This window comes from Chryseobacterium sp. FP211-J200, from assembly GCF_001643375.1.
Classification (GTDB): Bacteria; Bacteroidota; Bacteroidia; order Flavobacteriales; family Weeksellaceae; genus Epilithonimonas; species Epilithonimonas ginsengisoli.
This window is the reverse complement of record NZ_LSHB01000067.1, coordinates 23,853-48,500: the sequence shown is the minus strand read 5'-3', so window position 1 is coordinate 48,500 and position 24,648 is coordinate 23,853. Positions and strand designations below refer to the sequence as shown.

Below are 24,648 nucleotides of genomic sequence, written 5' to 3'. Positions count from 1 at the left end.
CAAAATATCATTTTCAACCATCGCAATTACAAAAAAGAGCTCCGTTCAAGTCGGGCTGCAACTACAACATAATAAACATTGTTTTCTTTGATGAGTTTTACGTCTTTGCGAGTCTTAAAAACAATTAGTAATTTAAAAAAAACTTTGCGCGCTTTGCGTTTAATATCTTCAAGTAAACAACCACCAACCAAAATGACGATTGATTTCGAAAATATAAACAGCATTCCAAAACTCATCAAGGATTTTCTAGGAAAAAAGCTGGACGGATTTCAGAACAAAATTTTTGATCTGGAGAACTTCAAAATTCAGATTGCTGACAAACAAAAATCATTTTCAGATGAGAAAAGGAAAGTTCTTTATAATACCATCTTTTCACAAAATCAAGAATCGCAACTGTCACCCAAACAGTTGGAATTTCTTTTCTCACTCAAGGAAAGCAATACATTCACGATCACAACAGGACATCAGCTCAATCTTTTCACAGGACCGGTTTTCTTTATTTATAAGATTTTGCAGACCATCAAAACCGCAGAATTTCTAAAATCAAATTTCCCGGATCACCACTTCGTTCCCATATTTTGGATGGCCACAGAAGATCACGATTTCGAAGAGATCGACCATTTCAAAACGCGCGAACATTATTACGAGATCAAAGGCAATTCTGGTGGCGACGTTGGAAATATCAAAATAGATGATCAATATTTCATTCAGGAATTCGAGAAAGAATTCAAAGATCATCTCTATGGAACCGAATTGATTCTGTGGATCAAAAACGCCTACAAAAAAGGAAATTCCCACACACAAGCCATCCGATATTTGGTGAATCAACTGTTTGCTGATTATGGATTATTGACAATCGATGGAAATTCAACTGAATTGAAATCTCAGGTCAAAGATATTTTCAAGAAAGAATTGTTATCAAACCAACTCTTCGAAACCACAAAAACGCAGAGAGAATTTCTGGAAAAAGAATATCACAAAGTTCAGGTCAACCCAAGAGAGATCAATTTATTTTATCTTTCAGAAACCAGAAACCGAATCGAGAAGATCAATTATGAATTTCAAATTCTTGACACAAATTTGAAATTTACGCAAGAAGAAATCCTAAATGAACTGGAAAAGCATCCTGAGAAATTTAGTCCAAATGCAGTTCTGCGTCCGGCTTATCAGGAATCGGTTTTACCAAATTTAGCTTATGTCGGTGGAAATGCTGAGATCATGTACTGGATCGAGTTGAAAGATCATTTCAAATCCATCGATCTTCCTTTTCCGATTTTGATCCCAAGAAATTCCATGCTTTTCCTTGCAGAAAAAACGTTTAAGAAAATTGAAAATTCAGGTTTGGAAATTGAAAACTTCTTCGAAAATTTTGCCGAAGTATTGAACCAGAAAATTCTTGAGAACAACGATATCAAATTACTTCTGACAGAAAAAGAGCTTCAATTGATAGGTTCGTTTTCAGAACTTAAAAACAAAGCTTCGGAAACTGAAAAAACGTTCCTCAACCTTGTGGAAGCAGAGGAGACCCGACAACTGAAATCTTTCAAGAGAATGCAGAAACGCCTTCTGAAAGCCGAAAAAACAAAGCAGTCTGAACGTTTTGACCAGATGCAAGGTTTATTTCTGAAAGTCCACCCAGGCGGAAATTGGCAGGAACGGGTTTTCAATTTCAGCGTGTTCTACGCCGATCTTGGCAAACAATGGATCGACGAAAGCTACCAAAAAATGAATGTTCAAAAATCCGAATTAATAATTTCGCCCATTTAATCTGAAAGCATTATTTTTGTATCATTATTAAAAAAGAATGATAAACAAAATTTTCATTTTATCCGCAGTAGCTGCCTTTTTAGGTCTTTCAGCACAGAAAACGCACACCGTTGCGCCAAAGGAAACGCCTTACGGGATTTCCAAACAGTACGGTTTGTCCATCGATGAATTGTACAAACTGAACCCGTCCAAAAAAGATGGCGGTTTAAAGATCGGTGATGTCTTGATAGTTGCTAAAACAGGAAGCTCAACAAAAACCGTAACACCAACCGTAACGCCAGTAAAGGCTACTCCAGTAACTTCTGGAACCGTTTCTGGTAAAACAGGAACGATCACTTTGCAGCCAAAACAAACGGTTTACGGCATCACAAAACAATATAAGATCTCAGAAGCTGATCTCAGAAAGTTGAACCCAGAATTGGATTCTCACTTGAAGATCGGCGACAAGGTCAATCTGCCTTTGGATAGTATCCTGAAATATGGTGATTCATCTTCTTCAGCTGTTGCACAAACTACCACTGTTGTAGAAAAAACACCAGAAGTTAAAACGGTTACGAAAACAGAGTCTGTTGCTTCTGAACCTGCAAAAGGAATGTATGTTGTCCAGACAAAGGACAATTATTATAAAATCTCAAGACAATTCAACCTGACACAGAAGCAATTGTTTGCGCTGAATCCTGGCTTGGAAGCTGCAGGACTGAAACCTGGAGAATCGATTAGAGTTTCTGGGTCAGAATCCAATACTATAAATGTTGAAGACAATTCTCAAAATAATTCGACTTCGGCTCCAGCTACAAAAACTGTTACCACAACGCAAACTTCTGCTCCAAGTGCAACTTCTTCTGCCTCAGGAAATACTTCCACGTCAGAGGACGATTATGTGACCTACACGGTTCAAAGTGGTGATACGATGTTCAGTATTATGAACCATTTCAACGTGACATTGGATCAGTTGATTTCCCTAAATCCAAATTTAGTTGACGGATTAAAAGCGGGAATGACCTTGAAGATCAAGAAACAAGATCCGATGTATTCCAAAAAAGCGGGTGATGTTTTGAGCGTGGTCTTGATGTTGCCTTTCGGATTTGATGCGAATGACGCAAAATACAGAACAATGTCTATGGATTTCTTGACCGGAGCAAAATTAGCGGCGGAAAGAAATGCGAAATCAGGACAGAAACTGGATATCAAAGTGGTTGATGCAGGAAACGAAGTCACTTTTAAAAACAGTCTTTCTCAGATCAATCAAGATAATACGGATCTTATCGTGGGGCCATTTTTCAAATCGAGTATTTTGGAGGTCCTTAATTATGTAAAACAAAAAAATATTCCGGTAGTGGCGCCTTTTGCCAACTCTTCTGATCTTTTCGATTACAATAATCTGATCATCGTTGAGACAGAAAACACTGTTTATTCGGACAGGATCGTGAAAGAAGTTTCTCAGGTTTATCAAGACCAGAAAATATATATCGTTGCAGATAATTCCAAAGCGAACGCCAATGCGATCAAAGCTGGTTTGGAAAAATCTTTAGCGAAAGCAAATATTGTGATCGTCAATTCATCAAACGAGATCCAGTTGGAGAACAACATGATGACGGGACAATCTGTTCCAGTGATTGCGATTTTAGCAGACGACAATGACTCTGCTGGAACTGCATTTGCCTCCAAGATCATTGCACTAGGAAAACAGACAGAAGGTTTCAAAGCATTCAGTATGTTCTACAGTCCAAGTTTTGAAAAGAATGTAGATGACCTTTCAAAATCCAGTTTGGTTTATCTGATGGACAGAAAGATCAATTACGATGGCGATTTCGAAAAGCAAGTTCTTGCAGATTACAAGGCGAAATATTGCAAAGCACCATCCAAATATGCCGTGATCGGTTTTGATGTGATGAATGACATGCTGACTAGAGAAAACAAAAAAGGAGAGATCTTCAAACAAATTGGAAAATCACAGACTCAACTCGCTACAAAATTCGAATTTGTAAAAGCGAAACCAAATGGTGCGTACATCAACAATGGTTACAGAGTTGTAAGATTGATGCAATAATTAAATTTAAAATAACGATGAATCGGTCAACTATCATTCATCAATTATCATTTATATAAAATATGAAAGCACTTGTATTTCCTGGTCAGGGTTCGCAGTATGTAGGAATGGGGAAAGAATTGTACGATTCCCGAAAAGATGTGAAAGACTTGATGGATTCCGCCAATGAGATCCTTGGTTTTGACCTTGTTTCAATTATGTTCAACGGGACAGACGAAGACCTTAAAAAAACCAGCGTAACTCAACCGGCTATTTTCTTGCACTCTGTAGCGGCAGTGAAAGTTGCAAACGGACTAGGCGCTCAAATGGTGGCAGGACATTCTTTGGGAGAATTTTCCGCTCTGGTTGCCAACGGTGTTTTGTCTTTCGAAGATGGACTGAAGTTGGTTTACGAAAGAGCTCAGGCCATGCAGATGGCTTGCGACATCAATCCAAGTTCTATGGCCGCAATTCTTGGTCTTGAAGATTCCAAAGTGGAGGATATCTGCGCAGGAATAGAAGGAATCGTGGTTCCTGCAAATTACAACTGTCCTGGCCAATTGGTGATTTCTGGTGAGACCACTTCTGTAGAAAAAGCTTGTGAAGCTTTGAAAGCAGCTGGCGCAAAAAGAGCATTGATCTTGCCTGTAAATGGCGCTTTCCATTCACCTTTGATGATGCCTGCACAAGAAAGATTGGCAGCAGCCATTGAGAATACGAAATTCAGAAATGCAACGATTCCGGTTTACCAGAACATTACGACGACTGCAGTTTCTGATCCGGAAGAGATCAAAAAAAATCTGATCGCACAATTGACCGGTCCTGTAAAATGGACACAAAGTGTACAGAATATGATTAAAGACGGCGCAGATAACTTCGTGGAAGTTGGTCCTGGAAAAACGCTTCAAGGTTTGATCAAGAAGATCAATTCTGAAGTTTCCGTTGCGTCTGCAATCTAAAAATTTAATTAATGAACAGAATATTTTCACCCGGAAAGCTGATGCTGACCTCAGAATATGTTGCTGTTGATGGTGCTCTTGTCCTGACTGTTCCCACAAAGCTAGGACAAGAGTTTTTTTTTGACGAGAGTGATGATGAGAGGTCACTGATCTATTGGAATGCTTATCATCAAGACCAATTGTGGCTGGAAACCATTATTGATTATAAAACTTGGACTATCATTAAAACCAATGATCAAAAAGCATCCGAGTTTATTCTAAATGTTTTGAAAAATGTTCAGGAACTTTCTGAGATCAAATTTAAAACAAACAATTCTTATCATCTTAAAACCAATCTCCAGTTTCCTTCGGATTTCGGATTGGGCAGTAGTTCCACTTTGATGAGCAATCTCGGCGAATGGGCAGAGATCGATCCTTTTGTCCTTAATGAAATAAGTCTCGGCGGCAGTGGTTATGATGTGGCTGTGGCAAAGGAAAAGTCCGCAGTTCTTTACAGTCGTTTTCCAGAAAGGGTTTATGAGAAAGTGAACTTTGATCCAAGCTTTAAAGATGACTTGATCTTCATCCACCTCAATCAAAAACAAGACACACGAGAGGGGATTTCTCATTACAAGTCAAAGGCAACTTCAACAGAATTAATCAATGAATATTCTGAATTAACCAAACTGGTCCTCAATAGTCAGAATTTGGAAGAATTTTCACAATTGATGACCATTCACGAGCAAAAACTTGCTATTTTTCTTGGAACTCCTGCCGTGAAAGAAAAATATTTCCAAAACTATCCCGGCTTTGTCAAAAGTTTGGGTGCTTGGGGCGGAGATTTCGTTCTTGCGTCAAAATTTGGAGATTATAAAGCCTATTTTAAAACGCACGGTTTCGGTAAAATATTTTCTTGGGATGATTTAATTAATTGATTGTTAATTAATTATGAATAAAATTTAAACTGATGAAAATCAGTTAATAAAAACTTTCATAGTTCGCTGATATTTTTACATTTGTCCCAACACCTTTAATCTTCAAAAAAAATTAAAAATGGAAAAGCTAAAATCTTATCTTGAACGTCAAGGCATTTTCAATCCCAAAGAAATCTTCCACAATCCAACTTACGAAGAAATTTTCCAGGCAGAAATGCACCCGAAAAATTCTGGTTTTGCCAAAGGAGTGCTGACAAAATCTGGCGCAGTTGCCGTAAAAACAGGGATTTTTACAGGTAGATCACCTAAAGACAGATATATCGTCAATGACAACATCACAAAAGATACGATCTGGTGGGATGGAACGATCAACCGCCCAACTTCCGTAGAAGTTTTTGACGAACTGAAAGATATTGTCACCAACGATCTTTCCGATGAAAGCATTTACGTCATTGATACATATTGCGGATCGAACGAAGACACCCGGCTGAAAGTGCGATTCGTAACCAAAGTGGCTTGGCAAGCGCATTTTGTGATGAATATGTTCATTCGCCCTTCTCATTATGACCTTCAAAATTATGGAGAGCCAGATTTTGTGGTCATCAATTCTTCTGATTCTGTGAATCCAAATTGGGAAAAACAAGGACTTAATTCTGAGGTTTTTGTAATGTTCGACCTTACGAAAAAGATGCAGATCATCGGCGGAACTTGGTATGGCGGAGAAATGAAAAAAGGGATGTTTTCTATCATGAATTACTACCTTCCATTGAAAGGAATGGCTTCTATGCATTGTTCTGCAAACGTTGGTGCGAAAGGCGATGTTGCTGTTTTCTTCGGACTTTCCGGAACTGGCAAGACGACGCTTTCTGCCGATCCGAAACGATATCTCATCGGTGACGACGAACATGGCTGGGATAACAATGGCGTTTTCAATTATGAAGGTGGCTGTTATGCAAAAGTGATCGACCTTAGCAAAGAAAAAGAACCCGATATTTTCGGTGCGATCAGAAGAGATGCACTTTTGGAAAATGTAATCACAGACGAAGACGGAAACGTAGATTATACTGATGGATCGATTACAGAAAATACAAGGGTTTCTTATCCCATTTATCACATCAGCAAAATAGTTTTACCATCCAAAGCTGGACACGCTAGCAAGATCATTTACTTGTCGGCCGATGCTTTTGGGGTTTTGCCTCCGGTTTCTATTTTGACAGAATGCCAGGCACAGTATCATTTCCTTTGTGGTTATACATCAAAATTAGCAGGAACAGAGCGTGGGATTACAGAACCAACGCCATCCTTTTCTCCGGCTTTCGGCGAGGCATTTTTAACACTTCATCCAACCATGTATTCCAAAACTTTGATTGGGAAAATGAAAGAGCATAATGCAAAAGCTTATTTGGTAAACACAGGCTGGAACGGAACTGGCAAAAGAATTTCTCTGAAAGATACGAGAGCGATCATCGATGCGATCATTGATGGAAGCATTGATAAAGCAAAAACGGATCACGTTCCAATTATGAATTTGGAATTCCCAACTTCTCTTCCAAATGTTTCTGAACATATTTTGGATCCAAGAGATACTTACGAGAATAACTCCGATTGGGAGAAAAAAGCGAAAGATCTTGCTGCGCGATATATCAAGTATTTTGAACAGTTTGCAGATAACGATGAAGCAAAAGCATTGATTCCATCAGGACCTGTGCTGTCAGAAGTTCATCAACATTAAAATAGAAATAATTGTTAAAAAGAACGCTTCCAACTTGGAAGCGTTCTTTTATTCTAATAATTGGCCATCTTGTTGTAAGATTATTTTACCATTTTGTTCAACGGTCAATGATATTTCTGCCGCATCTCTTTCCCCAATGATGCCTCTGTAAACATTATAATTATATTCACCTTTTGTAAAAGTGATGGTGTGATTGCCACCGCTTCCATCGAATTTCAGTTCTCCATTTGCTAAGATAAGGTCAGGTTTTGAAGCTTCGGATTTTCCGATTTTCCAGGAAGCGTAACGGTATTTTCCGTTCGCCAATTCATCAATCCTGATCAGATAACTTTTTGTTTGAATCTTGTAAGTTGGTGATTTGAAAGTTTTTAACGATGAATGTAGTTTATTTTTATCATGATTGATCAGTCTGTTTTTTTGAGCGATCTCCAAATCACTTTGATAGTTTAAAGCCTTGATCCTGCCATCCGATTCTATCCAAACATCACCTCTGTCGAGCATGATTCCGCGCCAGCCGACTTCTGACCATTGATCGATCTTTGAATTTGAAATGATACCGATGATTTTTTTATCAAAGATCTGGTTGAATCTTTTCTTCAGATCAACTTCATTTTTGACTGATGGAATTGGATATTCTCTATTCAACGGATAGGTAATTATTTTCGAAATTCCGTCGACGTTTTTAGTTTTAAATAAGTTGATCAGTTTTTGAATGTTCTCAATTTCCGTTTTGTCCAAATCATTTTGAGCAAACGAAAGATTGAAAATCAATAAAAGAAGAATCAGGATTTTGTATTTCATCATTTAAATAATTAGTTCAAAAATGAATTGTGTGCTTTTTCAAAACCGATCGTCGTCGATTCTCCGTGTCCGCTGAAAACTTTGGTTGATTCTGGAAGCGTCAGTAACTTGGTTTTAATACTCGTGATCAATTGGTCATAATCGCCTTTGTAAAGATCTGTTCTGCCAATGCTCATCATAAAAAGGGCATCTCCGGAAATCACAAATTCGTTCTCATTATTATAAAAAGCAACACTTCCCGGCGAATGTCCAGGAACATCGAAAATCTGGAATGTATCGGAACCTAATTTCAATTCTTCTCCTTCTTTTATATTTTTGATCTCACCTGTGAAAGCTGGAAAAAAGAAACCATATTTCTTTGCTGTGAAAGGTGCTTGTTCAAGAATTTCAATTTCATTGAGATGAACCAAAACCGGAACTTGAAACTCATCATAAGCCCATTGCAAACCGATAATGTGATCGATGTGTGCGTGTGTCAGAAGTATATTTCTGATTTTAAGTTCTTTGGATTTGATAAAATCAGCTAAAACTTTGGTCTCTGCATCTGGCATATTTCCTGGATCGATAAGAAAAGCCTCCTTTTCATCGTTATAAATGAGGTACGTATTTTCGGAAAACGGATTGAAAGTGAAAGATTCTACGTGTAACATTTGATTTAATTTATCTGTAAAAATATAAAACATTAACTTAGCAAGATGAAGGTATTTAGACTATTTATTATTTTTTTAAGTGCATTTTCTTTTGCGCAGGAAATCAAAAGCGTTCAGATTTTCAATCCAAAGACCAATGACGAAACGCCTTTCATTGCGCAAGGTCAACAGTTGATCTTGAGATTCGATGACCTTTCAAACTCCAGCCAGATCTACCGTTATACTTACAAACATTACAATAGAAATTGGGAAGAGGACGGCCTTTTCTTCACAGAATATGCGAACGGAAGTATGAATGCCCTAATCGACCAATTCCAATATTCCTTCAATACTTACCAAAAATACACGCATTACGAATTGACTTTCCCGAACGAGAAGATCCAACCGAAAATCTCAGGGAATTACGACATCATCGTTTATAAGGATTCTCAGGAAAAGCCTTTGTTCAAAAAGAGATTTTCAATCTATGAAGATGGAGCGAACCTTGGGATCAATGTCACAAGATTCATCGATGCTAAAAATCCAAATGCCAAACAAAGAGTTGAAATTCAAGCTACTGGAAATGGTGCGGGAATTACCAATAATCTGTCTTCTTTATCATTAAGTGTCATTCAGAATAACAATTGGGGAATTGCGCTCAACAATATCCGGCCAAGTTCTACATTAGGCAATCAACTTTTGTTTCAGCAGTTAGGTTTAGCTTTTCCAGGGAATAATGAGTTCTATTATTTCGATAACAAAGTCATGAATCAGGCTTTGGATATGGTGGCCAATACGGAAAATATCGATGGAAAAAATTATACCTATCTTCATCCGGTTTGGGCTTATCCCGGCGATTACCAATATCAGCCAGATGTGAATGGTGCATTCTATTTCAGAAGGAATGACCTTGGAATTGAGAGAGATGCGGACAGAGAAGGCGATTATTCTTGGGTATATTTTGCACTTGACAGTCAGAAATCGGATAAGGAATTCTATGTTCTTGGATTGTTCAACGATTACAAAGCTGACGCAAAAAGTCAAATGCAATATGACGAGAAGTCACAAAAGTATTTGGCAAAGATCTATTTAAAACAAGGTTTTTACAGTTACATTATTGCCACAAAAGGTGCAGATGGTAAACTGAATTATGGAGAGGTCAACGGAAACTTCTGGCAGACAGAAAACCTCTATCAAGCCTTTTTATATTACACGCCATTTGGTAGAAACTTCGACGGACTTATTGGTTATGGTGAATTCCGAACGCCGGTTAGATAATTTTTTGATTCAATGAACTCTTATCAGGAAAAGGTCAAATACATTTTTTATTGGACCATCATTTTTGTAGTTGCAGGGTCGATGATCGTTTATGGAATCAGTAAACCTGTTCAATTTCAAAGTTTTAAAGATGCCACAAATCTGAATGTCTCCGAAGGTCACAAGTTGATGTGGACGTTCTATTCCTACTCATTGATCTATCCAATTATCATTGGAGTGTTTGAAGTTATTGGTGGAATATTATTATTGTTAAATCGGACGAGAGTTCTTGGATGCATCTTGCTTACCGTTATTTTGTCTAATATCATTTTACAGGATTATGTTTATGAGATCACAGCTTTGAATTCGGCAATTTATTATCAGATTTTAGTCTTAATAATACTCATTTTTGATTTTAAGAAAGTAAAGAAGATCATTGATGAAGTTTTGAGGTCAGAAAAAACAAATAGAAATATGGCATTGATGATTCTTGCTTTGGTGATAGCAATCCTGTTCAAATACTTTGAAACTAAAATTATTTAGAGAACATTGTTGATTTATTATTGTTTGGAATATTTTTCGCTATGACTTATAAAAACAAACTCTTATGGATCTCAGCTTTGAAAATAACAAATCCGGAAACGGCGGTTACATCACACTAAAGAATTCTGCAGAAGATATCGGAAGACTCACGTACACGATCGTTCCGGAGCTTAAGAAACTAATTGTAAGTTATGTGATGGTCTTTCCAAAGTTTGAAGGACAGGGTCTTGGCAAAAAATTGGTAGAGAAATCTGTGGAATTTGCTAGAAAAAATGGGTGGACGATCAAAGCGCATTGTTCTTATGCACATTCTGTTTTGAAAAGAAAAACAGATGTCGAAGACGTCTTTATGAATTAATGGTAAAGGTTTTCACTTTACTATAAAGTTACGGCTCGCATTTGCGAGCCGAACTTTTTTATATTAGATGATAATCTGATTATCTGTTCATAGACATCAAGAATTCCTCATTGTTTAGAGTCGCTTTCATTTGTTTTTGAACAAACTCCATCGCTTCCATTGGATTCATATCAGCAAGATACTTTCTCATGATCCACATTCTCTGCATCGTTGCCTCGTCCAAAAGAAGGTCATCTCTTCTTGTGCTAGATGAAACCAAATCGACAGCCGGATAGATTCTCTTATTAGCGATTTTTCTGTCCAATTGCAATTCCATATTTCCAGTTCCTTTGAACTCTTCGAAGATCACCTCGTCCATTTTGGAACCTGTATCGATCAAAGCAGTTGCGATGATGGTCAATGATCCTCCATTTTCAATTTTTCTGGCTGCACCGAAGAAACGTTTTGGTTTGTGAAGTGCGTTGGCATCCACACCACCAGAAAGTATTTTTCCGGAAGCTGGCGTTACCGTATTGTAAGCTCTTGCCAATCTCGTGATCGAGTCTAGAAGAATTACAACATCGTGTCCACATTCAACCATTCTTTGTGCTTTTGAAAGAACCAGATTTGCCACTTTTACGTGCTTGTCCGCTGCTTCATCAAAAGTAGATGCAATCACTTCTGCATTCACACTTCTCTGCATATCAGTCACTTCCTCAGGACGTTCGTCGATAAGAAGGACCATCATATAAGCTTCTGGGTGATTGGCTGAAATAGCGTTGGCGATATCTTTTAGCAAAATCGTTTTCCCAGTTTTTGGCTGAGCAACAATCATTGCTCTTTGTCCTTTTCCAATTGGTGCGAATAAGTCAACAATTCTTGTAGAAAGTGTAGAACCTTTTCCTGCGAGATTGAATTTCTCCTGAGGGAAAAGTGGCGTCAAATATTCGAATGCTACACGGTCTTTGATAAATGCTAGATCTCGTCCGTTAACTTCAGTCGGTTTCAAAAGTGAGAAATATTTCTCGCCTTCTTTTGGCAGTCTCACGTGACCTTTAACCGTGTCTCCCGTTTTCAAACCATAATTTCTGATCTGATTGGTAGAAACATAAACGTCGTCTGGAGAAGAGATATAACTGAAATCTGAAGAACGAAGGAATCCGTAATTGTCTGGAAGAATTTCCAAAACACCTTCTATTGTGATCAATCCATCAAAGTTGAATTCTTTCTTTGGAGAATTGTCCTGTTGGTTTTCGGATGGTTCTTTTTGATTGTTTTGTTGGGGAGAATTGGGGTTTTGTGTTTTTTGCTGACCTCTATTGTTATTGTTGGTCTTTTGTTGCTGCTGACGGTTATTTTGCTGTTGAGGCTGTCTTTGTTGAGGTTTTGTTTCCTCTGGTTTTTCGTCAGTTTTTGGCTCTGTTTCTGTTGGCTGAGTTGTTTCCTCTGGCTTAGCTTCTGCTACGACCTCTTTATTGTCGTTGGCTACAACACGTGCTTTTTGTGGTTTTTTCTTCGGTGGATTTGGTTTCTTCACTTCCTCCGTTGCAACCGGCGTTTCTACCGCTACAGGAACTTCTTCTTTTACAACCTCTGTTGTAGGAATCTCAGCTTCTTGCTTTGGCTTCTCTGCAGGTTTTCTGCCTCGTTTCTTAGCAGGAGCAGCTTTTTCCTCAGAATGGTCTTCTGTGTTCTTATTCATATTTTCCTGATTGGCGTTTAGATAATCTTTGATGATTTTTGGATTAGAAGCCTGATAGTCCAGAATTGCGAAAACTGTCTCTTCTGGGGAGCTTTTCTTTGCCAAATTGACGCCTAGATCTTTAGAAAGTTTGGTCAACTCCTCATCGGATTTTGACCTTAGCGTTTCAATATTAAACATATAATGCGTAAAAAAGTAAATTTATTTTGTAAAAGTAAGAATGAAAATCAGGCGATTATCATTTTTAATAGGTGATTACAATGCAAATCTACATTAATTTTTGAATTAAGCAAAAATTATTTTATTTTTGCAGACAATTTGTTCCCTTTCTAAAAAGGAAATAATCAAAAAAGATGTTACAAAGAATACAAACAATCTGGATATTATTAGCTGTGTTAGGCGCTTTGTTCCTAAACCTGACAGCGCAGGATTTTGATATATTGGGTGGAAATCTAATTATTAATATTTCTACTGTCTTGTTAATATTATTAGGATTGCTAAGTATCTTTAGTTTCAAAAACCGCAAAAGACAGATCTTGCTGAATAACATCAGCATTTTTATAAACGCTTTGTTGCTTGGTTTTTTGATTTATTGGCTGCAAAACTTACCCGGAGGAATCACATTTCCTGAGAAGGGTATTGAGCCGGTTTTCTCAGTGATTGCGATCATATGTTTGCTCCTTGCAAATGTGTACATCAAGAAAGATGAGAGGCTCGTAAAATCTGTAGACAGACTTCGATAAACTTGACGACGATTTTTTTGAGTAAGAACAGCTTCCTTTTTGGAGGCTGTTTTTTTGTTTTAATTAAGAATAATGGTAACAAAACCAAGAAATCATTGACTTATCAATCATATCTTTGTTTTATTAATAAATTGACCATCATGAAAAAACTAAACCTCTTCCTTTTTATCAATCTTTCAATCTTTTCTTTTGCTCAGGAAATCTCTAAGGAAAGAGTTGTGAATATCGTTTCCACTTTAGCTTCGGATGAGATGAAAGGCAGAAAATTCGGAACACCGGAAAATGACAAAGCTGCAGAATACATAGCATCGGAATTCAAAAAAGATAATCTCGATTACTGTTTCGGCGATTCATATCTGATTCCATTTGAGTACAAAGGACAGAAAGGTTTCAACGTTTGCGGCATCAAAAAAGGAACTTCTGAAAAAAGTCTGGCATTCTCTGGACATTTCGATCACATCGGAACTAATAACAAATCTGGTGACAATATCTACAATGGCGCAGACGACGACGCGAGCGGAATTTCTACAGTGATTGGAATGGCTGATTACTTTAAAGATAAAAAGACAGATCACTCTATGGTTTTCATGGCGTTCAATGCGGAAGAAATTGGATTAATTGGTTCAAAAGCTTTAGCTAATGATGGAAAATTGAATCCGGTTTTCAAAAATATCACAGCACTTTTTAACTTCGAAATGTTGGCAACAGAATCTCAATTCGGAAAAAATGCGGTCTTTATGACCGGCGACGAGTTTTCTGATTTCGATGAATTGATCAATACCAATGCAGTCAATGGCCTTAAAATTTATCCTGACCCTTACAAAACCGAACAGCTTTTTTACAGATCGGACAATGTCAACTTCGTTAAGAAAAAAATTATCGCTCATTCGATTTCAACGGTTGATATGAACAAAGCAACGCACTATCACGCTGCGACGGATGATATTAATATCGTAGATGTAGAAAACCTGACCAACATCATCAACAATTTCGCAAAAACAATTGAGAAGCTGAACACCAAAAACTTCGCTCCAAAATACAATGACAAAGTAAATTTCGATTTCTAACGTCTAGATAAACTAAGCTATTTATTTTCCGTAATTTTGCAATTCAATTTTTTTGAATGAAACCATTTCAACGTATTCTCAGTATTGCCAGACCACACCAAAGATTTTTGTGGGGCAGTATGTTTTTCAATATTCTTTACTCACTTCTTCAGATTGCTTCAATTGGTACATTATTGCCAATTTTGAGTGTGATGTTCGGAACTGTCGAAAAAGTTGACACTTCCAAAGCTCCGGTTTGGAGTGGCAGAATTGCTGATTACTTTGGTTACGTCAAAGATTGGGCATACTACACGATTCAAATCAATATGGATGAACACGGTGGTATCAAGGTTTTAGCCGTTCTTTGTTCGATTACTGCGGTTGCTTTTTTATTAAGAAATATTTTCAGATATCTTGGGTCTTATCTATTGGTCAATTATCGTGTTGGGATTACGCGTGACCTTAGAACTTCGATGTACGATAAGTTTCTGAAATTACCAGTTTCATTTTTCACAGAACAGAGAAAAGGTGATATGATGTCCAGAATTTCCAATGATATTGGCGCTGTAGAAGGCGGAATTATGGGGTCTTTGGTCGATATTGTGAATTCGCCATTTATGATTATCTCATCACTTACAGCATTATTTTTATTATCTCCAAAGCTGACCTTATTCTCTCTAGTTGTTTTTCCGATCATGGGTTGGATCATCTCTTGGGTTGGTAAAAGTCTGAAAAAACAGGCAAGATTTGCACAGGAAGAATTAGGAAACCTTTTTTCTTTGGTTGATGAAACCCTGAAATCTTCAAAAGTCATCAAAATTTTTAATGCTGATAAAATTCTTAAAAATAGATTTAATAAAACGACCAGTCAATGGCAGCATCATGCTATTTCTATGAGCCGACGACGTGAATTGGCTTCTCCGATGAGTGAATTTCTTGGTTCTGTTACCATGTTGATCATCACTTATTACGCAGGAACTGAGATCATCAATGGAACCAATAAGGATCCTGCGACTTTCCTTGCATTTATCGGCGTTTTCTTTCAAGTGTTAGATCCTGCTAAACGATTGTCCAATGCAATTTCAGCGATCCAAGGTGGAATGGCAAGTTTGGAAAGAGTCTCGGAAGTGTTGGATTATGATTTGAAAGTAGAAGAAGTTGCCAATCCGACACCAATTTCGGAAATGAATGATAAAATCGAATTCAAGAATATTGGTTTCTATTACGAGAAATCGAATTTGATTCTCAAAAATGTCTCGATCACTTTACCTAAAGGAAAAACGGTTGCTTTGGTCGGACAATCGGGTAGTGGTAAAACGACAATTGCCAACTTATTAGCGAGATTCTACGATGTTTCCGAAGGTGAAATATTAATTGACGGACAAAACATCAAAAACTTAAAACTGACAGATTACCGCCAACTTCTCGGAATGGTAACTCAGGAATCTGTATTGTTCAATGACTCAGTTTACAATAACATCTTGATGGGAAATCCTGATGCAACCGAAGAACAAGTAATCGCGGCCGCAAAAGTTGCCAATGCACACGAGTTTATCTCTCAGCTGCAGGATGGTTATCATACCAATATAGGCGACGATGGGAACAAACTTTCTGGCGGACAAAAACAGCGTGTTTCCATTGCAAGAGCTGTTCTGAAAAATCCACCGATCATGATCCTTGACGAGGCAACTTCTGCTTTGGACACAGAATCTGAAAGATATGTTCAGGACGCTTTGGAAAAGATGATGGAGAACAGAACATCTTTGATCATCGCTCATAGATTATCGACGATTCAAAAGGCGGATCATATTGTGGTAATGGAAAAAGGCGATATCATCGAGCAAGGTTCTCACCAGGAATTAATGGAAAGAAATGGCACATACAGAAAGCTGGTCGAGTTGCAGAATTTTGATTAATGAATCCCATTCAGGAATATTTTTTTCGGATTGATGAGCCTGCGAGAAGCGCCCTTCTGTTCCTTAGAAAAAAGATTTTGGAATCCGACGAATTGATTACCGAAACACTCAGTTTTGGACTTCCTTTCTTGAAGTACAAAAAGAAAATGCTTTGCTATTTTTATTACAGCAAGCATCATCAGAAGCATTATCTCAGTTTCTACCACGGCGACAGATTGGATCATCCCGAGCTTTTATCCGAAGGCAGAAAGAAATTCAAAATCCTACTTTTAGATATGGAGGAAGATTTGCCAATGGATTTGATTTTTGATATTCTGAAGGAAGTTAAAGCTCATATCAGGTAATCAAAATAATTACCCAACTTCCAATCCATTTTTCACAGGCAAACTTGGAGAAAGTAGCGTTACTTCACTTTTATTTTCCCCATAAACGCCCATCACCAGACATTCGCTGAAGAAATTGGCAATTTGTTTTTTCGGGAAGTTCACGACGGCCATAATTTGTTTTCCAACCAATTCTTCTTTCTTGTACAAAGCCGTGATTTGAGCCGCAGATTTTCTAATTCCCAGATCTCCAAAATCGATTTCCAATTGATAAGACGGATTTCTTGCTTTTTCAAAATCTGTTGCGGAAATTATCGTTCCGACTCTAATGTCGATTTTCTCAAAATCTTGCCAGGTTATTTCGGGTTTTGTCATAGGTTAAAATACTTTGTTATTTTCCAGCAAGCAAATCTACCCAATTTTCCAACATCCATTTCTTGATTTGATACGGATAATCTTCGTAGAATCTGTTATCTTCTGTAATTGTATCGCCATTCAAAAAATTTTCTTGTGCTTTTTTAATAACTTCCAGAGCTTCCGGTTTTTTCTTGAGATAATATAAACTTAAGGCTTTGTAATATTGGCAATCGGAGAATTTTGGATTCTGTTTCAAACTTTCATCAAAATATTTTATTGCTTCAGTGTAATTTTCCCTTTCATAAAATGTAATGCCGAGATAGAATAATTCCAAAAAATGAGACTCGATTCCGTTTTGGATAAAAAGGTTTGTTGAAATTTTCAGATTGTCTTCAGCTTCCTGATATTGATTGAGCTGGATCTGCGACAATGCTTTGTAAAAAACATATGAATGATCCATAATGATTCCTTTCGGATATTTCTTGATCAAGATATCCAGATCTTTAATTGCGCCGCTGTAATCCTTTTGAAAGATACATTTGATAAATGCACGATAAGAAAGCATTGAATCGTACTCGTTATCATTTTTTACAGCATTATCAAGATATTTCATTCCCAGTTCATACTTTTTGCTCTTGAATAAAGGCATTGCTTTTTGTTGCCATAAGTAAGCATCATTTGGCAATTGAACTAATGCTGAGTCGAGATATTGCTGATATTTTGTATGAAAATAGGAATATTTGTAAGCACCATTCTTTAAATATTTATCATAAATCTCTTTCTTTGTTTGAGATTGAAACATATTTGGAATGATGAGGATGATGGCGATTATAACTTTGTAATTCAATAACCAAAATGAAATTTTCTTCATATCAGATTTTTTCTTTGTTAATTAAACCTTCCAAAAGTTTTTCAACTTCTAATTTTTGTTCCAAATATTTCAATTGAAGTTCACTTCCTTCGCCCATTCTCGAATAATAGATCAGCGCTTTTTCGCCAAAGAACTTGATGTAATAATCAGAAAGTGTAGGAATCTGCGGAAAATTGGTGTGGAAAAGCATTTCGTAGTAAGCTTGCCATTCGCGTTCGTTCTTGTCGATAATCATCATTCTCGGCGATTTCTGGCGGACGTGCAACATCTCGTGAGCCAACATATTTAGAACTAAAGTCAAATCAAAATCAAAGATGTTTTTGGGAATCATTACGTGTTGCAATTCTCCTAGTTCTCCATTTGCGGTTAAGAGAATTGAGTTCTTTTCTAATTCATCACGGAAACCAAAGCCTGCAAAGTTATCGTCATCCAAATCGAATTGGTGAATTAGGAATTTGGCGCCGTCTAGGATCTCGCCGGTTTCTTTGTAAGCGTTGAGGTTGAGTTGTAGTTTTTCGTAGTTCATTTGTGTATTTTGTAGATTCTAATTTAATCAAATTTACAACTTAAAGACAAATGTTCAAAATAGGTCGTCACCGCGCCCCGACTTGAGTGGAGCTCTTTTTGTCATTGCGAGTTTAGAAATGTTCTATGGTTTGTGTCTCGTCTTTCGCAATGACAAAAAAGCGGGAACGGAAGGCGGATAAAGGCGCCCAAAAATAAAAAAATCCCAGAAAATTCCGGGATTTAGATTGTTTATGTTGAAGTCTTAAAATTCCATACTTACCTCCAGTTTTTCAGCAAGGAGTTTGGAAACTTTTACTTTTAATGGCTCAATATCAATGTTTTGCATGGCGTCGTTGGCGAAAGCGTAAAGCAACAATGCTCTGGCTTCTTTCTTGGAAATTCCTCTCGCTCTCAAGTAGAACATTGCATCTTCGTTCAGCTGTCCAACGGTACAACCGTGCGAACATTTCACATCATCTGCGAAGATCTCAAGCTGAGGTTTTGTGTCGATGCTTGCGCCTTCGTCCAGAAGAATGTTGTTGTTTTGCTGATAAGCGTTGGTTTTCTGAGCGATTTTGTTCACGAAAACTTTCCCGTTGAAAACACCGTGCGATTTGTCTTTGTAGATTCCTTTGTAGTTCTGGTAAGATTCGCAATTTGGCGTGTTGTGGTGCACGGCCGTGTGGTGATCCACCAATTGGTCTTTCCCGATGATCGTGATACCGTTCATAAACGAGTTGATATTCTCACCGTTGTGTATGAAATCCAGATTGTTACGAACCAATTTCCCTCCGAAAGTGAATGTGTTCACCGTTGTCAAACTGTCTCTTTCCTGCTTCGCAAATGTGTGGTCTACGAGGTAAGAAGTGTCGTTGTCATTCTGCAGTTTGTGCCAATCGGTTTTTGCATTTTGAAAAGTGAAAATCTCTGTTACAGAATTGGTTAGCACGAAAGATTCGTCCAGATTGTGATGACTTTCGATGATCTCCACTTTTGCGCCTTCTTCTACAATTAAGAGATTTCTTGTATTATAGAATGTGTTTTCCTCTTGATTTTGAGAAAGATAGAAAACGTGAATCGGTTTCTCGATTACCACATTTTTGGGAACTCTCAAGAAGAATCCGAATTTGCAGTAAGCTGAATTCAAGTTCGTGAAAGCCAGATCTTTGTTGGCGATCGTGTTGAAATATTTATCAAAAACCTCTTTGTGAGCCGGATCATTCAATGCGTAATTGAAAGAAAGGAACTCTGCGTTTCCGATGGAGATCTTAGAAAATTCTTTGTGAAGTTTTCCGTTGATGAAAACGATTCTGTCAAAGTTTTCCTCGCCCAAATGAAGTGCATCCAATTGCTCTCTCGAGATGTGGTGCTCCTCTGTCGGGAAAAAGTTGTAGTTTTTCTCCGTGATCTCTTTTAGGTTGGTGTATTTGTATTCTTCGTCTTTTTTGGTCGGAAAACCTTTCAAAGCAAAAGCTTCGAGAGCGGTTTTTCTGTCCTCGTCTAAAAATCTGTGACGAAGCGTTCCCAAAAAATCTGAATGTTGATCTATTGTCTGTTCAAATAAAGCCATTGTAATGGTTTGATTTTGCATCTGTTAGAAGATTTGTTTTTAGTTTAAAAGCCAGTCGTAGCCTTTTTCTTCCAATTCTAGTGCTAGAGATTTATCTCCTGTTTTAATAATTTTCCCATCTGCCAAAACGTGTACGAAATCTGGCTGAATGTAATTCAAAAGTCTTTGATAATGCGTAATCAAAAGAACCGCGTTCCCTTCATTTTTAAATTTGTTCACACCATCAGCAACGATTCTCAAAGCATCGATATCAAGTCCAGAATCGGTCTCATCCAGGATGGCCAATTTTGGATTCAGCATCATCATTTGGAAGATCTCGTTTCTTTTTTTCTCACCTCCGGAGAAACCTTCGTTTAGAGATCTGGAAAGGAAATCTTTTTTGATGCCCAATTGCTCAGATTTTTCACGGATCAGGCCAAGCATTTCTTTTGCGCCCATATCTTCCAGGCCATTTGCTTTTCTGGTCTCATTAAGCGCTGCTTTGATGAAGTTCGTAACAGAAACGCCAGGAATCTCAACCGGATATTGGAACGAAAGGAAAATCCCTTTGTGCGCTCTTTCCTCTGGTGCATCTTCAGCAATATCTTCACCTTCGAAAAGAATGTTTCCTTCGGTTACTTCATAATCTTCTTTTCCTGCGATCACAGAGGAAAGTGTAGATTTTCCAGCACCATTCGGTCCCATGATTGCGTGAACCTCGCCTGGTTTGATCTCAAGGTTGATTCCTTTTAATATTTCTGCGCCATCTTCAATTTTGGCGTGTAAGTTATTGATTTGTAACATTCTTTAGTTTACTTTTCTTTATGTCAATTATATTAGCTTCCTCTGTAAGTTGAATATCCAAATGGTGATAATGTGATCGGCACGTGATAGTGCTTGTCATCTTTGATCTGGAATACGACTTCAATAAATGGATAGAAGCTTTCTACTTTTTTATTTTTAAAATAATCTTCCGTTAAGAATATCAGTTTATATTTTCCGTAATTACTTTTTAAGTCTTTAGAATAAGGCAAAAAATCTGCGATCCTACCATTCTGGTCCGTTTGCTTTTTGCCTAAGGAAACCCATTGTTTTGTGGTCTCATCAAACTTTTCCAACTGAACATCGACTTTCTCGACAGGTTGGCCAACAGTAATATCAAGAATATGGCTTGAAAGCTGAAATTCTTTTTTTTCCTGAGCCGAAACACTGGTAAATAATACGACGAAAAATAGATATAAAAACTTTTTCATGATTTCGAATTATCCTACTGAACCTTCCAATGATATCTCCAATAATTTTTGAGCTTCAATCGCAAATTCCATTGGGAGCTTGTTCAAAACTTCTTTACTGAATCCATTCACAATCAATGCAATTGCTCTTTCTGTGTCAATTCCTCTTTGGTTGCAATAGAAGATCTGATCTTCACCAATTTTCGAAGTCGTTGCCTCGTGTTCCAATTGTGCGGTAGGATCTTTGATCTCGATGTATGGGAAAGTGTGTGCGCCACATTCGTTACCCATCAACAATGAATCACATTGGGAGAAGTTACGCGCTCCTTTTGCAGAAGGCATTACTTTTACCAATCCTCTGTATGAGTTTTGAGATTTGCCAGCAGAGATTCCTTTAGAGATAATTGTAGATCTAGAGTTCTTTCCGATGTGGATCATTTTGGTTCCTGTATCAGCGTATTGGTGATTGTTCGTCACAGCAATCGAATAAAATTCTCCAATTGAGTTATCACCTTTCAAGATGCAAGATGGATATTTCCAAGTCACAGCTGAACCGGTTTCAACCTGAGTCCAAGAGATCTTGGCTCTGTTTTCACAAAGTCCTCTTTTCGTTACGAAGTTGAAAACACCTCCTTTTCCTTCTTCATTTCCTGGATACCAGTTTTGAACGGTAGAATATTTGATCTCAGCGTCATCCATCGCAATTAATTCCACAACAGCAGCGTGTAATTGATTTTCATCTCTTGATGGTGCTGTACAACCTTCCAAATATGAAACATAACTTCCAGCATCAGCAATCACCAAAGTTCTCTCGAACTGTCCGGTTCCTGACTGATTGATTCGGAAATAGGTTGATAATTCCATTGGACATTTTACACCTTTTGGAATGTAGCAGAAACTTCCGTCAGAGAAAACTGCGGAGTTAAGAGCTGCGTAGAAGTTATCGCCTCTCGGAACTACTTTTCCAAGATATTTTTTAACTAAATCTGGGTGATTCTTGATTGCTTCCGAAATGGAGCAGAAGATCACACCTTTCTCCAACAAAGTCGCCTGGAAAGTCGTTTTCACGGAAACAGAATCCATTACGATGTCAACTGCTACATTTGAAAGTCTTTTTTGCTCTTCGATGTTGATTCCCAGTTTAGCAAAAGTTGCCAAAAGTTCTGGGTCAACTTCGTCTAAGCTTGCCAATTCCGGTTTTACTGTCGGAGCAGCATAGTATCTTATCGCTTGGAAATCCGGTTTTTCATATTTGATGTTGGCCCAATCCGGCTCTGTCATTTTCTGCCAGATGCGGAAAGATTCCAAACGCCATTCCGTCATCCATTCTGGCTCTTCTTTCTTTGCAGAAATAGCGCGTACGATGTCTTCATTCAGTCCAGTCGGGAAATCATCATACTCGATATCGGTATAAAATCCCGCCTCATATTCTTTAGTTTTAAGGTCTTCCCTTAAATCGTCCTCTGTATATTTTGCCATTTAAATTAAATGATTAAAAAATTAAATGATTAAAAAATTAACGCCTTTTTATATTGTCGGTTCGTGATAGATAATCAATAAACTTCGACAATTGAATTGAAACAATTTTTGAATCATTAATCAAATCCTCTGTATCTTCTTCGTATAAAATTTGACAAAGATTCAACATATTTCTAACTTCTGCACAGCTACCTTTTGAATATTTCAAAAACCTGATAAACTGCGCGTTGTTATTATATTCGCTTCCCTCAGCAATATTATTTGATATTGAAAGGACTGCTCTTTTTAATTGATTGCAAAGTTCAAATTCTCTCGTGAATTTCTCTTTGCTTAAAAGATTGTATATTTTCTTTGTAAGATTAATTGTTAATTCGTAAACCTCAAATTTTTCAAATTCTCTAGCCACACACTATTTTTTTAATCTTTTAATAAATAATCTTTTAATGATTAAAGACTGAAACTCTCTCCACAGCCACAAGTTCTTGCAGCATTTGGATTGTTAAAAATAAAACCTTTCCCATTCAATCCGCCAGAATATTCCAGGACTGTTCCTGCAAGATAAAGGATGGATTTTTTCTCAATAATGACTCTTACGCCGTTATCTTCGAAGATCGTGTCGGTTTCATTTTTTATATTGTCAAACTTTAAAACGTATTCTAGTCCGGAACAACCGCCACTTTTTACGCCTACTCTTATATAGTCAGTCTCAGGGTTGAAGCCTTCTTCGGTCATCAACTGAGCCGCCTTAGATTTTGCCTGATCGCTTACTTGTATCATTGTTTTTATTTAGACTGATTTTAGTCTACAAAAGTACGAACTAATTTCCGCAATCTCAAATCGATGACATCTATTTTGATGATTTTCTAAGATGACCTCATAATGCTTTAGTCATGGAAAACAGTTTGTTAATGTTAAATTGTTGTCAAAAAAATGAACAATTATTAATTCTGATAGTTCTAATAATTAACTTTGCTTGATTTTGTTAATCAAACAATCAGTTTTAGATTATGAAGAAGCTACTCATTTTGATGGTTGTGTTTTCCTTTTTCGGAAAAATTTTCAGTCAAACCGAAAGATACATCTACCAGACAGAAGTGAATCCAGATACCATCAACCTTGTGAATATGAAAGTTGAGAACACGTTCTTGGACATCAAAGGAAATCAGTCTTTATTCATCAGTGAGAGCAAATTATTGAGAGACTCTCTGACCACAGTTCTCAGACAACAAGGCATTACAGAAACCAAGAAATCGAAAAAAGACAAATCCGAATTTCCAAAATTGCCTAATGGAAAATCAATCCAACCAACATTCTTCGATTATTTCATTATAAAAAATAGGGATGACAGATCGGTGAATTTTGTTGAAAGCATTGGCTCAAAGCAAGTTTATTATCAGGAAGACCGGAAAATGAATTGGGAAATTTCATCTCAAGTTTCTGACTTTAATAATTTTAAAGTTCCAAAAGCAACAATGACTTTCGGTGGTAGAACCTGGACCGCTTGGTTTGCTCCGGAAATTAAGATCTCTGACGGACCTTACAAATTCCTTGGTCTTCCAGGATTGATCTTAAAATTGGAAGATGACAAAGGCGATTACAGATTCAGCTTTGTGAAGAAAATCAATATTGAAAAAGCCTTTTCGGAGATTATAAAACCAGAAGCCAGAAAATCGACAAGGATCAACTTTCAAGGTGACAAAGCTTCGGTGCGAATGGAAATGGTGAAGAACAAAGACCCGGAGATCAACTTCGACAGCTTCAACCGAATGAATCAGAGAAACGGGATGAACGGCGGTTTCGGCGGTCAACAGGGAATGAATGGAATGCCAAACGGCGATATGGGCGGACAACCAGATATGCAAATGGGAAATCCTTCTTCGCAATCTCCGTCAAACAGTGGAAGTTTGATGAACTTCGGAAATACAAATCCAATCGAACTAAGTAATAAATATTAA

25 protein-coding genes are annotated in these 24,648 nt (G+C 37.4%); 13 read left to right on the top strand and 12 right to left on the bottom strand.

The window, feature by feature from the left end; translation table 11 throughout:
* Nucleotides 1–192 precede the first annotated feature (192 nt).
* From bshC to pckA, 5 genes are all read left to right on the top strand, one after another.
* Nucleotides 193–1,767, top strand: coding sequence for a bacillithiol biosynthesis cysteine-adding enzyme BshC (gene bshC / locus AXA65_RS17650; RefSeq protein ID WP_063971373.1), 1,575 nt, complete (start codon nt 193–195; stop codon nt 1,765–1,767).
* A gap of 37 nt (nt 1,768–1,804) precedes the next feature.
* Nucleotides 1,805–3,817, top strand: coding sequence for a LysM peptidoglycan-binding domain-containing protein (locus AXA65_RS17645; RefSeq protein ID WP_063971372.1), 2,013 nt, complete (start codon nt 1,805–1,807; stop codon nt 3,815–3,817).
* Nucleotides 3,818–3,879: 62 nt separating this feature from the next.
* Nucleotides 3,880–4,755 (top strand): ACP S-malonyltransferase, encoded by an 876-nt coding sequence (gene fabD / locus AXA65_RS17640; RefSeq protein ID WP_063971371.1) that lies wholly within the window; start codon nt 3,880–3,882, stop codon nt 4,753–4,755.
* A gap of 11 nt (nt 4,756–4,766) precedes the next feature.
* Nucleotides 4,767–5,669: a GYDIA family GHMP kinase gene (locus AXA65_RS17635; protein WP_063971370.1), complete on the top strand. Its 903-nt coding sequence runs from the start codon at nt 4,767–4,769 to the stop codon at nt 5,667–5,669.
* Nucleotides 5,670–5,787: 118 nt separating this feature from the next.
* Entirely contained in the window at nt 5,788–7,401 is a 1,614-nt protein-coding gene (gene pckA / locus AXA65_RS17630; RefSeq protein ID WP_063971369.1) for a phosphoenolpyruvate carboxykinase (ATP), read from the top strand.
* A gap of 48 nt (nt 7,402–7,449) precedes the next feature.
* Here the strand turns inward: pckA and AXA65_RS17625 are convergent, their stop codons facing one another.
* Nucleotides 7,450–8,205 carry a hypothetical protein gene (locus AXA65_RS17625; RefSeq protein WP_228391709.1) on the bottom strand — a complete coding sequence of 252 codons (756 nt, stop codon included), beginning with the start codon at nt 8,203–8,205 and terminating at the stop codon, nt 7,450–7,452.
* A gap of 8 nt (nt 8,206–8,213) precedes the next feature.
* Complete coding sequence (locus tag AXA65_RS17620) at nt 8,214–8,852, bottom strand: MBL fold metallo-hydrolase (protein WP_063971367.1); 639 nt, start codon at nt 8,850–8,852, stop codon at nt 8,214–8,216.
* Nucleotides 8,853–8,897: 45 nt separating this feature from the next.
* Here AXA65_RS17620 and AXA65_RS17615 point away from each other — a divergent pair, with 45 nt between their 5' ends.
* The 3 genes from AXA65_RS17615 to AXA65_RS17605 all read left to right on the top strand — a co-directional run bounded on the left by AXA65_RS17615 (nt 8,898) and on the right by AXA65_RS17605 (nt 10,989).
* Nucleotides 8,898–10,109, top strand: a complete 1,212-nt coding sequence (locus tag AXA65_RS17615) for a DUF5103 domain-containing protein (RefSeq protein WP_063971366.1) — start codon at nt 8,898–8,900, stop codon at nt 10,107–10,109.
* 12 nt (nt 10,110–10,121) lie between these two features.
* Nucleotides 10,122–10,631: a hypothetical protein gene (locus tag AXA65_RS17610; protein ID WP_063971365.1), complete on the top strand. Its 510-nt coding sequence runs from the start codon at nt 10,122–10,124 to the stop codon at nt 10,629–10,631.
* Nucleotides 10,632–10,695: 64 nt separating this feature from the next.
* Nucleotides 10,696–10,989: a GNAT family N-acetyltransferase gene (locus AXA65_RS17605; protein WP_063971364.1), complete on the top strand. Its 294-nt coding sequence runs from the start codon at nt 10,696–10,698 to the stop codon at nt 10,987–10,989.
* A gap of 79 nt (nt 10,990–11,068) precedes the next feature.
* On the opposite strand, the gene rho is transcribed toward AXA65_RS17605, so the two are convergent.
* A complete protein-coding gene (rho, locus tag AXA65_RS17600; RefSeq protein WP_063971363.1) occupies nt 11,069–12,850 on the bottom strand; it encodes a transcription termination factor Rho in 1,782 nt (593 codons plus the stop codon).
* A gap of 173 nt (nt 12,851–13,023) precedes the next feature.
* On the opposite strand from rho, the gene AXA65_RS17595 reads away from it, so the two are divergent.
* The 4 genes from AXA65_RS17595 to AXA65_RS17580 all read left to right on the top strand — a co-directional run bounded on the left by AXA65_RS17595 (nt 13,024) and on the right by AXA65_RS17580 (nt 16,719).
* Complete coding sequence (locus tag AXA65_RS17595) at nt 13,024–13,413, top strand: DUF4293 family protein (RefSeq protein ID WP_063971362.1); 390 nt, start codon at nt 13,024–13,026, stop codon at nt 13,411–13,413.
* A gap of 140 nt (nt 13,414–13,553) precedes the next feature.
* Nucleotides 13,554–14,480, top strand: coding sequence for a M28 family peptidase (locus tag AXA65_RS17590; protein WP_063971406.1), 927 nt, complete (start codon nt 13,554–13,556; stop codon nt 14,478–14,480).
* Between the two features lie 56 nt (nt 14,481–14,536).
* A complete protein-coding gene (locus tag AXA65_RS17585) occupies nt 14,537–16,375 on the top strand; it encodes an ABC transporter ATP-binding protein (protein WP_063971361.1) in 1,839 nt (612 codons plus the stop codon).
* On the top strand, nt 16,375–16,719 hold the full coding sequence (locus AXA65_RS17580; RefSeq protein ID WP_063971360.1) for a DUF1801 domain-containing protein: 345 nt from the start codon (nt 16,375–16,377) through the stop codon (nt 16,717–16,719). The genes AXA65_RS17585 and AXA65_RS17580 overlap by 1 nt, the downstream gene beginning before the upstream one ends.
* Nucleotides 16,720–16,728: 9 nt before the next feature.
* Here the strand turns inward: AXA65_RS17580 and AXA65_RS17575 are convergent, their stop codons facing one another.
* From AXA65_RS17575 to AXA65_RS17535, 9 genes are all read right to left on the bottom strand, one after another.
* Nucleotides 16,729–17,073, bottom strand: a complete 345-nt coding sequence (locus AXA65_RS17575; RefSeq protein WP_063971359.1) for a tRNA-binding protein — start codon at nt 17,071–17,073, stop codon at nt 16,729–16,731.
* 16 nt (nt 17,074–17,089) lie between these two features.
* A complete protein-coding gene (locus AXA65_RS17570; RefSeq protein ID WP_063971358.1) occupies nt 17,090–17,926 on the bottom strand; it encodes a tetratricopeptide repeat protein in 837 nt (278 codons plus the stop codon).
* Between the two features lies 1 nt (nt 17,927).
* Nucleotides 17,928–18,452 (bottom strand): hypothetical protein, encoded by a 525-nt coding sequence (locus tag AXA65_RS17565; protein WP_063971357.1) that lies wholly within the window; start codon nt 18,450–18,452, stop codon nt 17,928–17,930.
* A 243-nt stretch (nt 18,453–18,695) separates the two neighbouring features.
* The gene (sufD, locus tag AXA65_RS17560; protein ID WP_063971405.1) at nt 18,696–20,003 is read right to left on the bottom strand and encodes a Fe-S cluster assembly protein SufD; all 1,308 of its coding nucleotides are present in this window, start codon (nt 20,001–20,003) and stop codon (nt 18,696–18,698) included.
* A 39-nt stretch (nt 20,004–20,042) separates the two neighbouring features.
* Nucleotides 20,043–20,786: a Fe-S cluster assembly ATPase SufC gene (gene sufC, locus AXA65_RS17555; protein WP_063971356.1), complete on the bottom strand. Its 744-nt coding sequence runs from the start codon at nt 20,784–20,786 to the stop codon at nt 20,043–20,045.
* 32 nt (nt 20,787–20,818) lie between these two features.
* Nucleotides 20,819–21,235 (bottom strand): hydroxyisourate hydrolase, encoded by a 417-nt coding sequence (gene uraH / locus AXA65_RS17550; protein ID WP_063971355.1) that lies wholly within the window; start codon nt 21,233–21,235, stop codon nt 20,819–20,821.
* A 9-nt stretch (nt 21,236–21,244) separates the two neighbouring features.
* Nucleotides 21,245–22,693, bottom strand: coding sequence for a Fe-S cluster assembly protein SufB (gene sufB, locus AXA65_RS17545; RefSeq protein WP_063971354.1), 1,449 nt, complete (start codon nt 22,691–22,693; stop codon nt 21,245–21,247).
* A 37-nt stretch (nt 22,694–22,730) separates the two neighbouring features.
* On the bottom strand, nt 22,731–23,099 hold the full coding sequence (locus AXA65_RS17540) for a four helix bundle protein (RefSeq protein WP_063971353.1): 369 nt from the start codon (nt 23,097–23,099) through the stop codon (nt 22,731–22,733).
* Between the two features lie 41 nt (nt 23,100–23,140).
* Nucleotides 23,141–23,470: a HesB/IscA family protein gene (locus tag AXA65_RS17535; RefSeq protein ID WP_034973347.1), complete on the bottom strand. Its 330-nt coding sequence runs from the start codon at nt 23,468–23,470 to the stop codon at nt 23,141–23,143.
* Nucleotides 23,471–23,700: 230 nt separating this feature from the next.
* Between AXA65_RS17535 and AXA65_RS17530 the strand changes: the two genes are divergently transcribed.
* Nucleotides 23,701–24,648 carry a GLPGLI family protein gene (locus AXA65_RS17530; protein WP_063971352.1) on the top strand — a complete coding sequence of 316 codons (948 nt, stop codon included), beginning with the start codon at nt 23,701–23,703 and terminating at the stop codon, nt 24,646–24,648.

Coding starts and splice junctions, on each gene's coding strand:
- bshC (WP_063971373.1), top strand. CDS start 193: ATGACGATTGATTTCGAAAATATAAACAGCATTCCAAAACTCATCAAG.
- AXA65_RS17645 (WP_063971372.1), top strand. CDS start 1,805: ATGATAAACAAAATTTTCATTTTATCCGCAGTAGCTGCCTTTTTAGGT.
- fabD (WP_063971371.1), top strand. CDS start 3,880: ATGAAAGCACTTGTATTTCCTGGTCAGGGTTCGCAGTATGTAGGAATG.
- AXA65_RS17635 (WP_063971370.1), top strand. CDS start 4,767: ATGAACAGAATATTTTCACCCGGAAAGCTGATGCTGACCTCAGAATAT.
- pckA (WP_063971369.1), top strand. CDS start 5,788: ATGGAAAAGCTAAAATCTTATCTTGAACGTCAAGGCATTTTCAATCCC.
- AXA65_RS17625 (WP_228391709.1), bottom strand. CDS start 8,205: ATGATGAAATACAAAATCCTGATTCTTCTTTTATTGATTTTCAATCTT.
- AXA65_RS17620 (WP_063971367.1), bottom strand. CDS start 8,852: ATGTTACACGTAGAATCTTTCACTTTCAATCCGTTTTCCGAAAATACG.
- AXA65_RS17615 (WP_063971366.1), top strand. CDS start 8,898: ATGAAGGTATTTAGACTATTTATTATTTTTTTAAGTGCATTTTCTTTT.
- AXA65_RS17610 (WP_063971365.1), top strand. CDS start 10,122: ATGAACTCTTATCAGGAAAAGGTCAAATACATTTTTTATTGGACCATC.
- AXA65_RS17605 (WP_063971364.1), top strand. CDS start 10,696: ATGGATCTCAGCTTTGAAAATAACAAATCCGGAAACGGCGGTTACATC.
- rho (WP_063971363.1), bottom strand. CDS start 12,850: ATGTTTAATATTGAAACGCTAAGGTCAAAATCCGATGAGGAGTTGACC.
- AXA65_RS17595 (WP_063971362.1), top strand. CDS start 13,024: ATGTTACAAAGAATACAAACAATCTGGATATTATTAGCTGTGTTAGGC.
- AXA65_RS17590 (WP_063971406.1), top strand. CDS start 13,554: ATGAAAAAACTAAACCTCTTCCTTTTTATCAATCTTTCAATCTTTTCT.
- AXA65_RS17585 (WP_063971361.1), top strand. CDS start 14,537: ATGAAACCATTTCAACGTATTCTCAGTATTGCCAGACCACACCAAAGA.
- AXA65_RS17580 (WP_063971360.1), top strand. CDS start 16,375: ATGAATCCCATTCAGGAATATTTTTTTCGGATTGATGAGCCTGCGAGA.
- AXA65_RS17575 (WP_063971359.1), bottom strand. CDS start 17,073: ATGACAAAACCCGAAATAACCTGGCAAGATTTTGAGAAAATCGACATT.
- AXA65_RS17570 (WP_063971358.1), bottom strand. CDS start 17,926: ATGAAGAAAATTTCATTTTGGTTATTGAATTACAAAGTTATAATCGCC.
- AXA65_RS17565 (WP_063971357.1), bottom strand. CDS start 18,452: ATGAACTACGAAAAACTACAACTCAACCTCAACGCTTACAAAGAAACC.
- sufD (WP_063971405.1), bottom strand. CDS start 20,003: ATGGCTTTATTTGAACAGACAATAGATCAACATTCAGATTTTTTGGGA.
- sufC (WP_063971356.1), bottom strand. CDS start 20,786: ATGTTACAAATCAATAACTTACACGCCAAAATTGAAGATGGCGCAGAA.
- uraH (WP_063971355.1), bottom strand. CDS start 21,235: ATGAAAAAGTTTTTATATCTATTTTTCGTCGTATTATTTACCAGTGTT.
- sufB (WP_063971354.1), bottom strand. CDS start 22,693: ATGGCAAAATATACAGAGGACGATTTAAGGGAAGACCTTAAAACTAAA.
- AXA65_RS17535 (WP_034973347.1), bottom strand. CDS start 23,470: ATGATACAAGTAAGCGATCAGGCAAAATCTAAGGCGGCTCAGTTGATG.
- AXA65_RS17530 (WP_063971352.1), top strand. CDS start 23,701: ATGAAGAAGCTACTCATTTTGATGGTTGTGTTTTCCTTTTTCGGAAAA.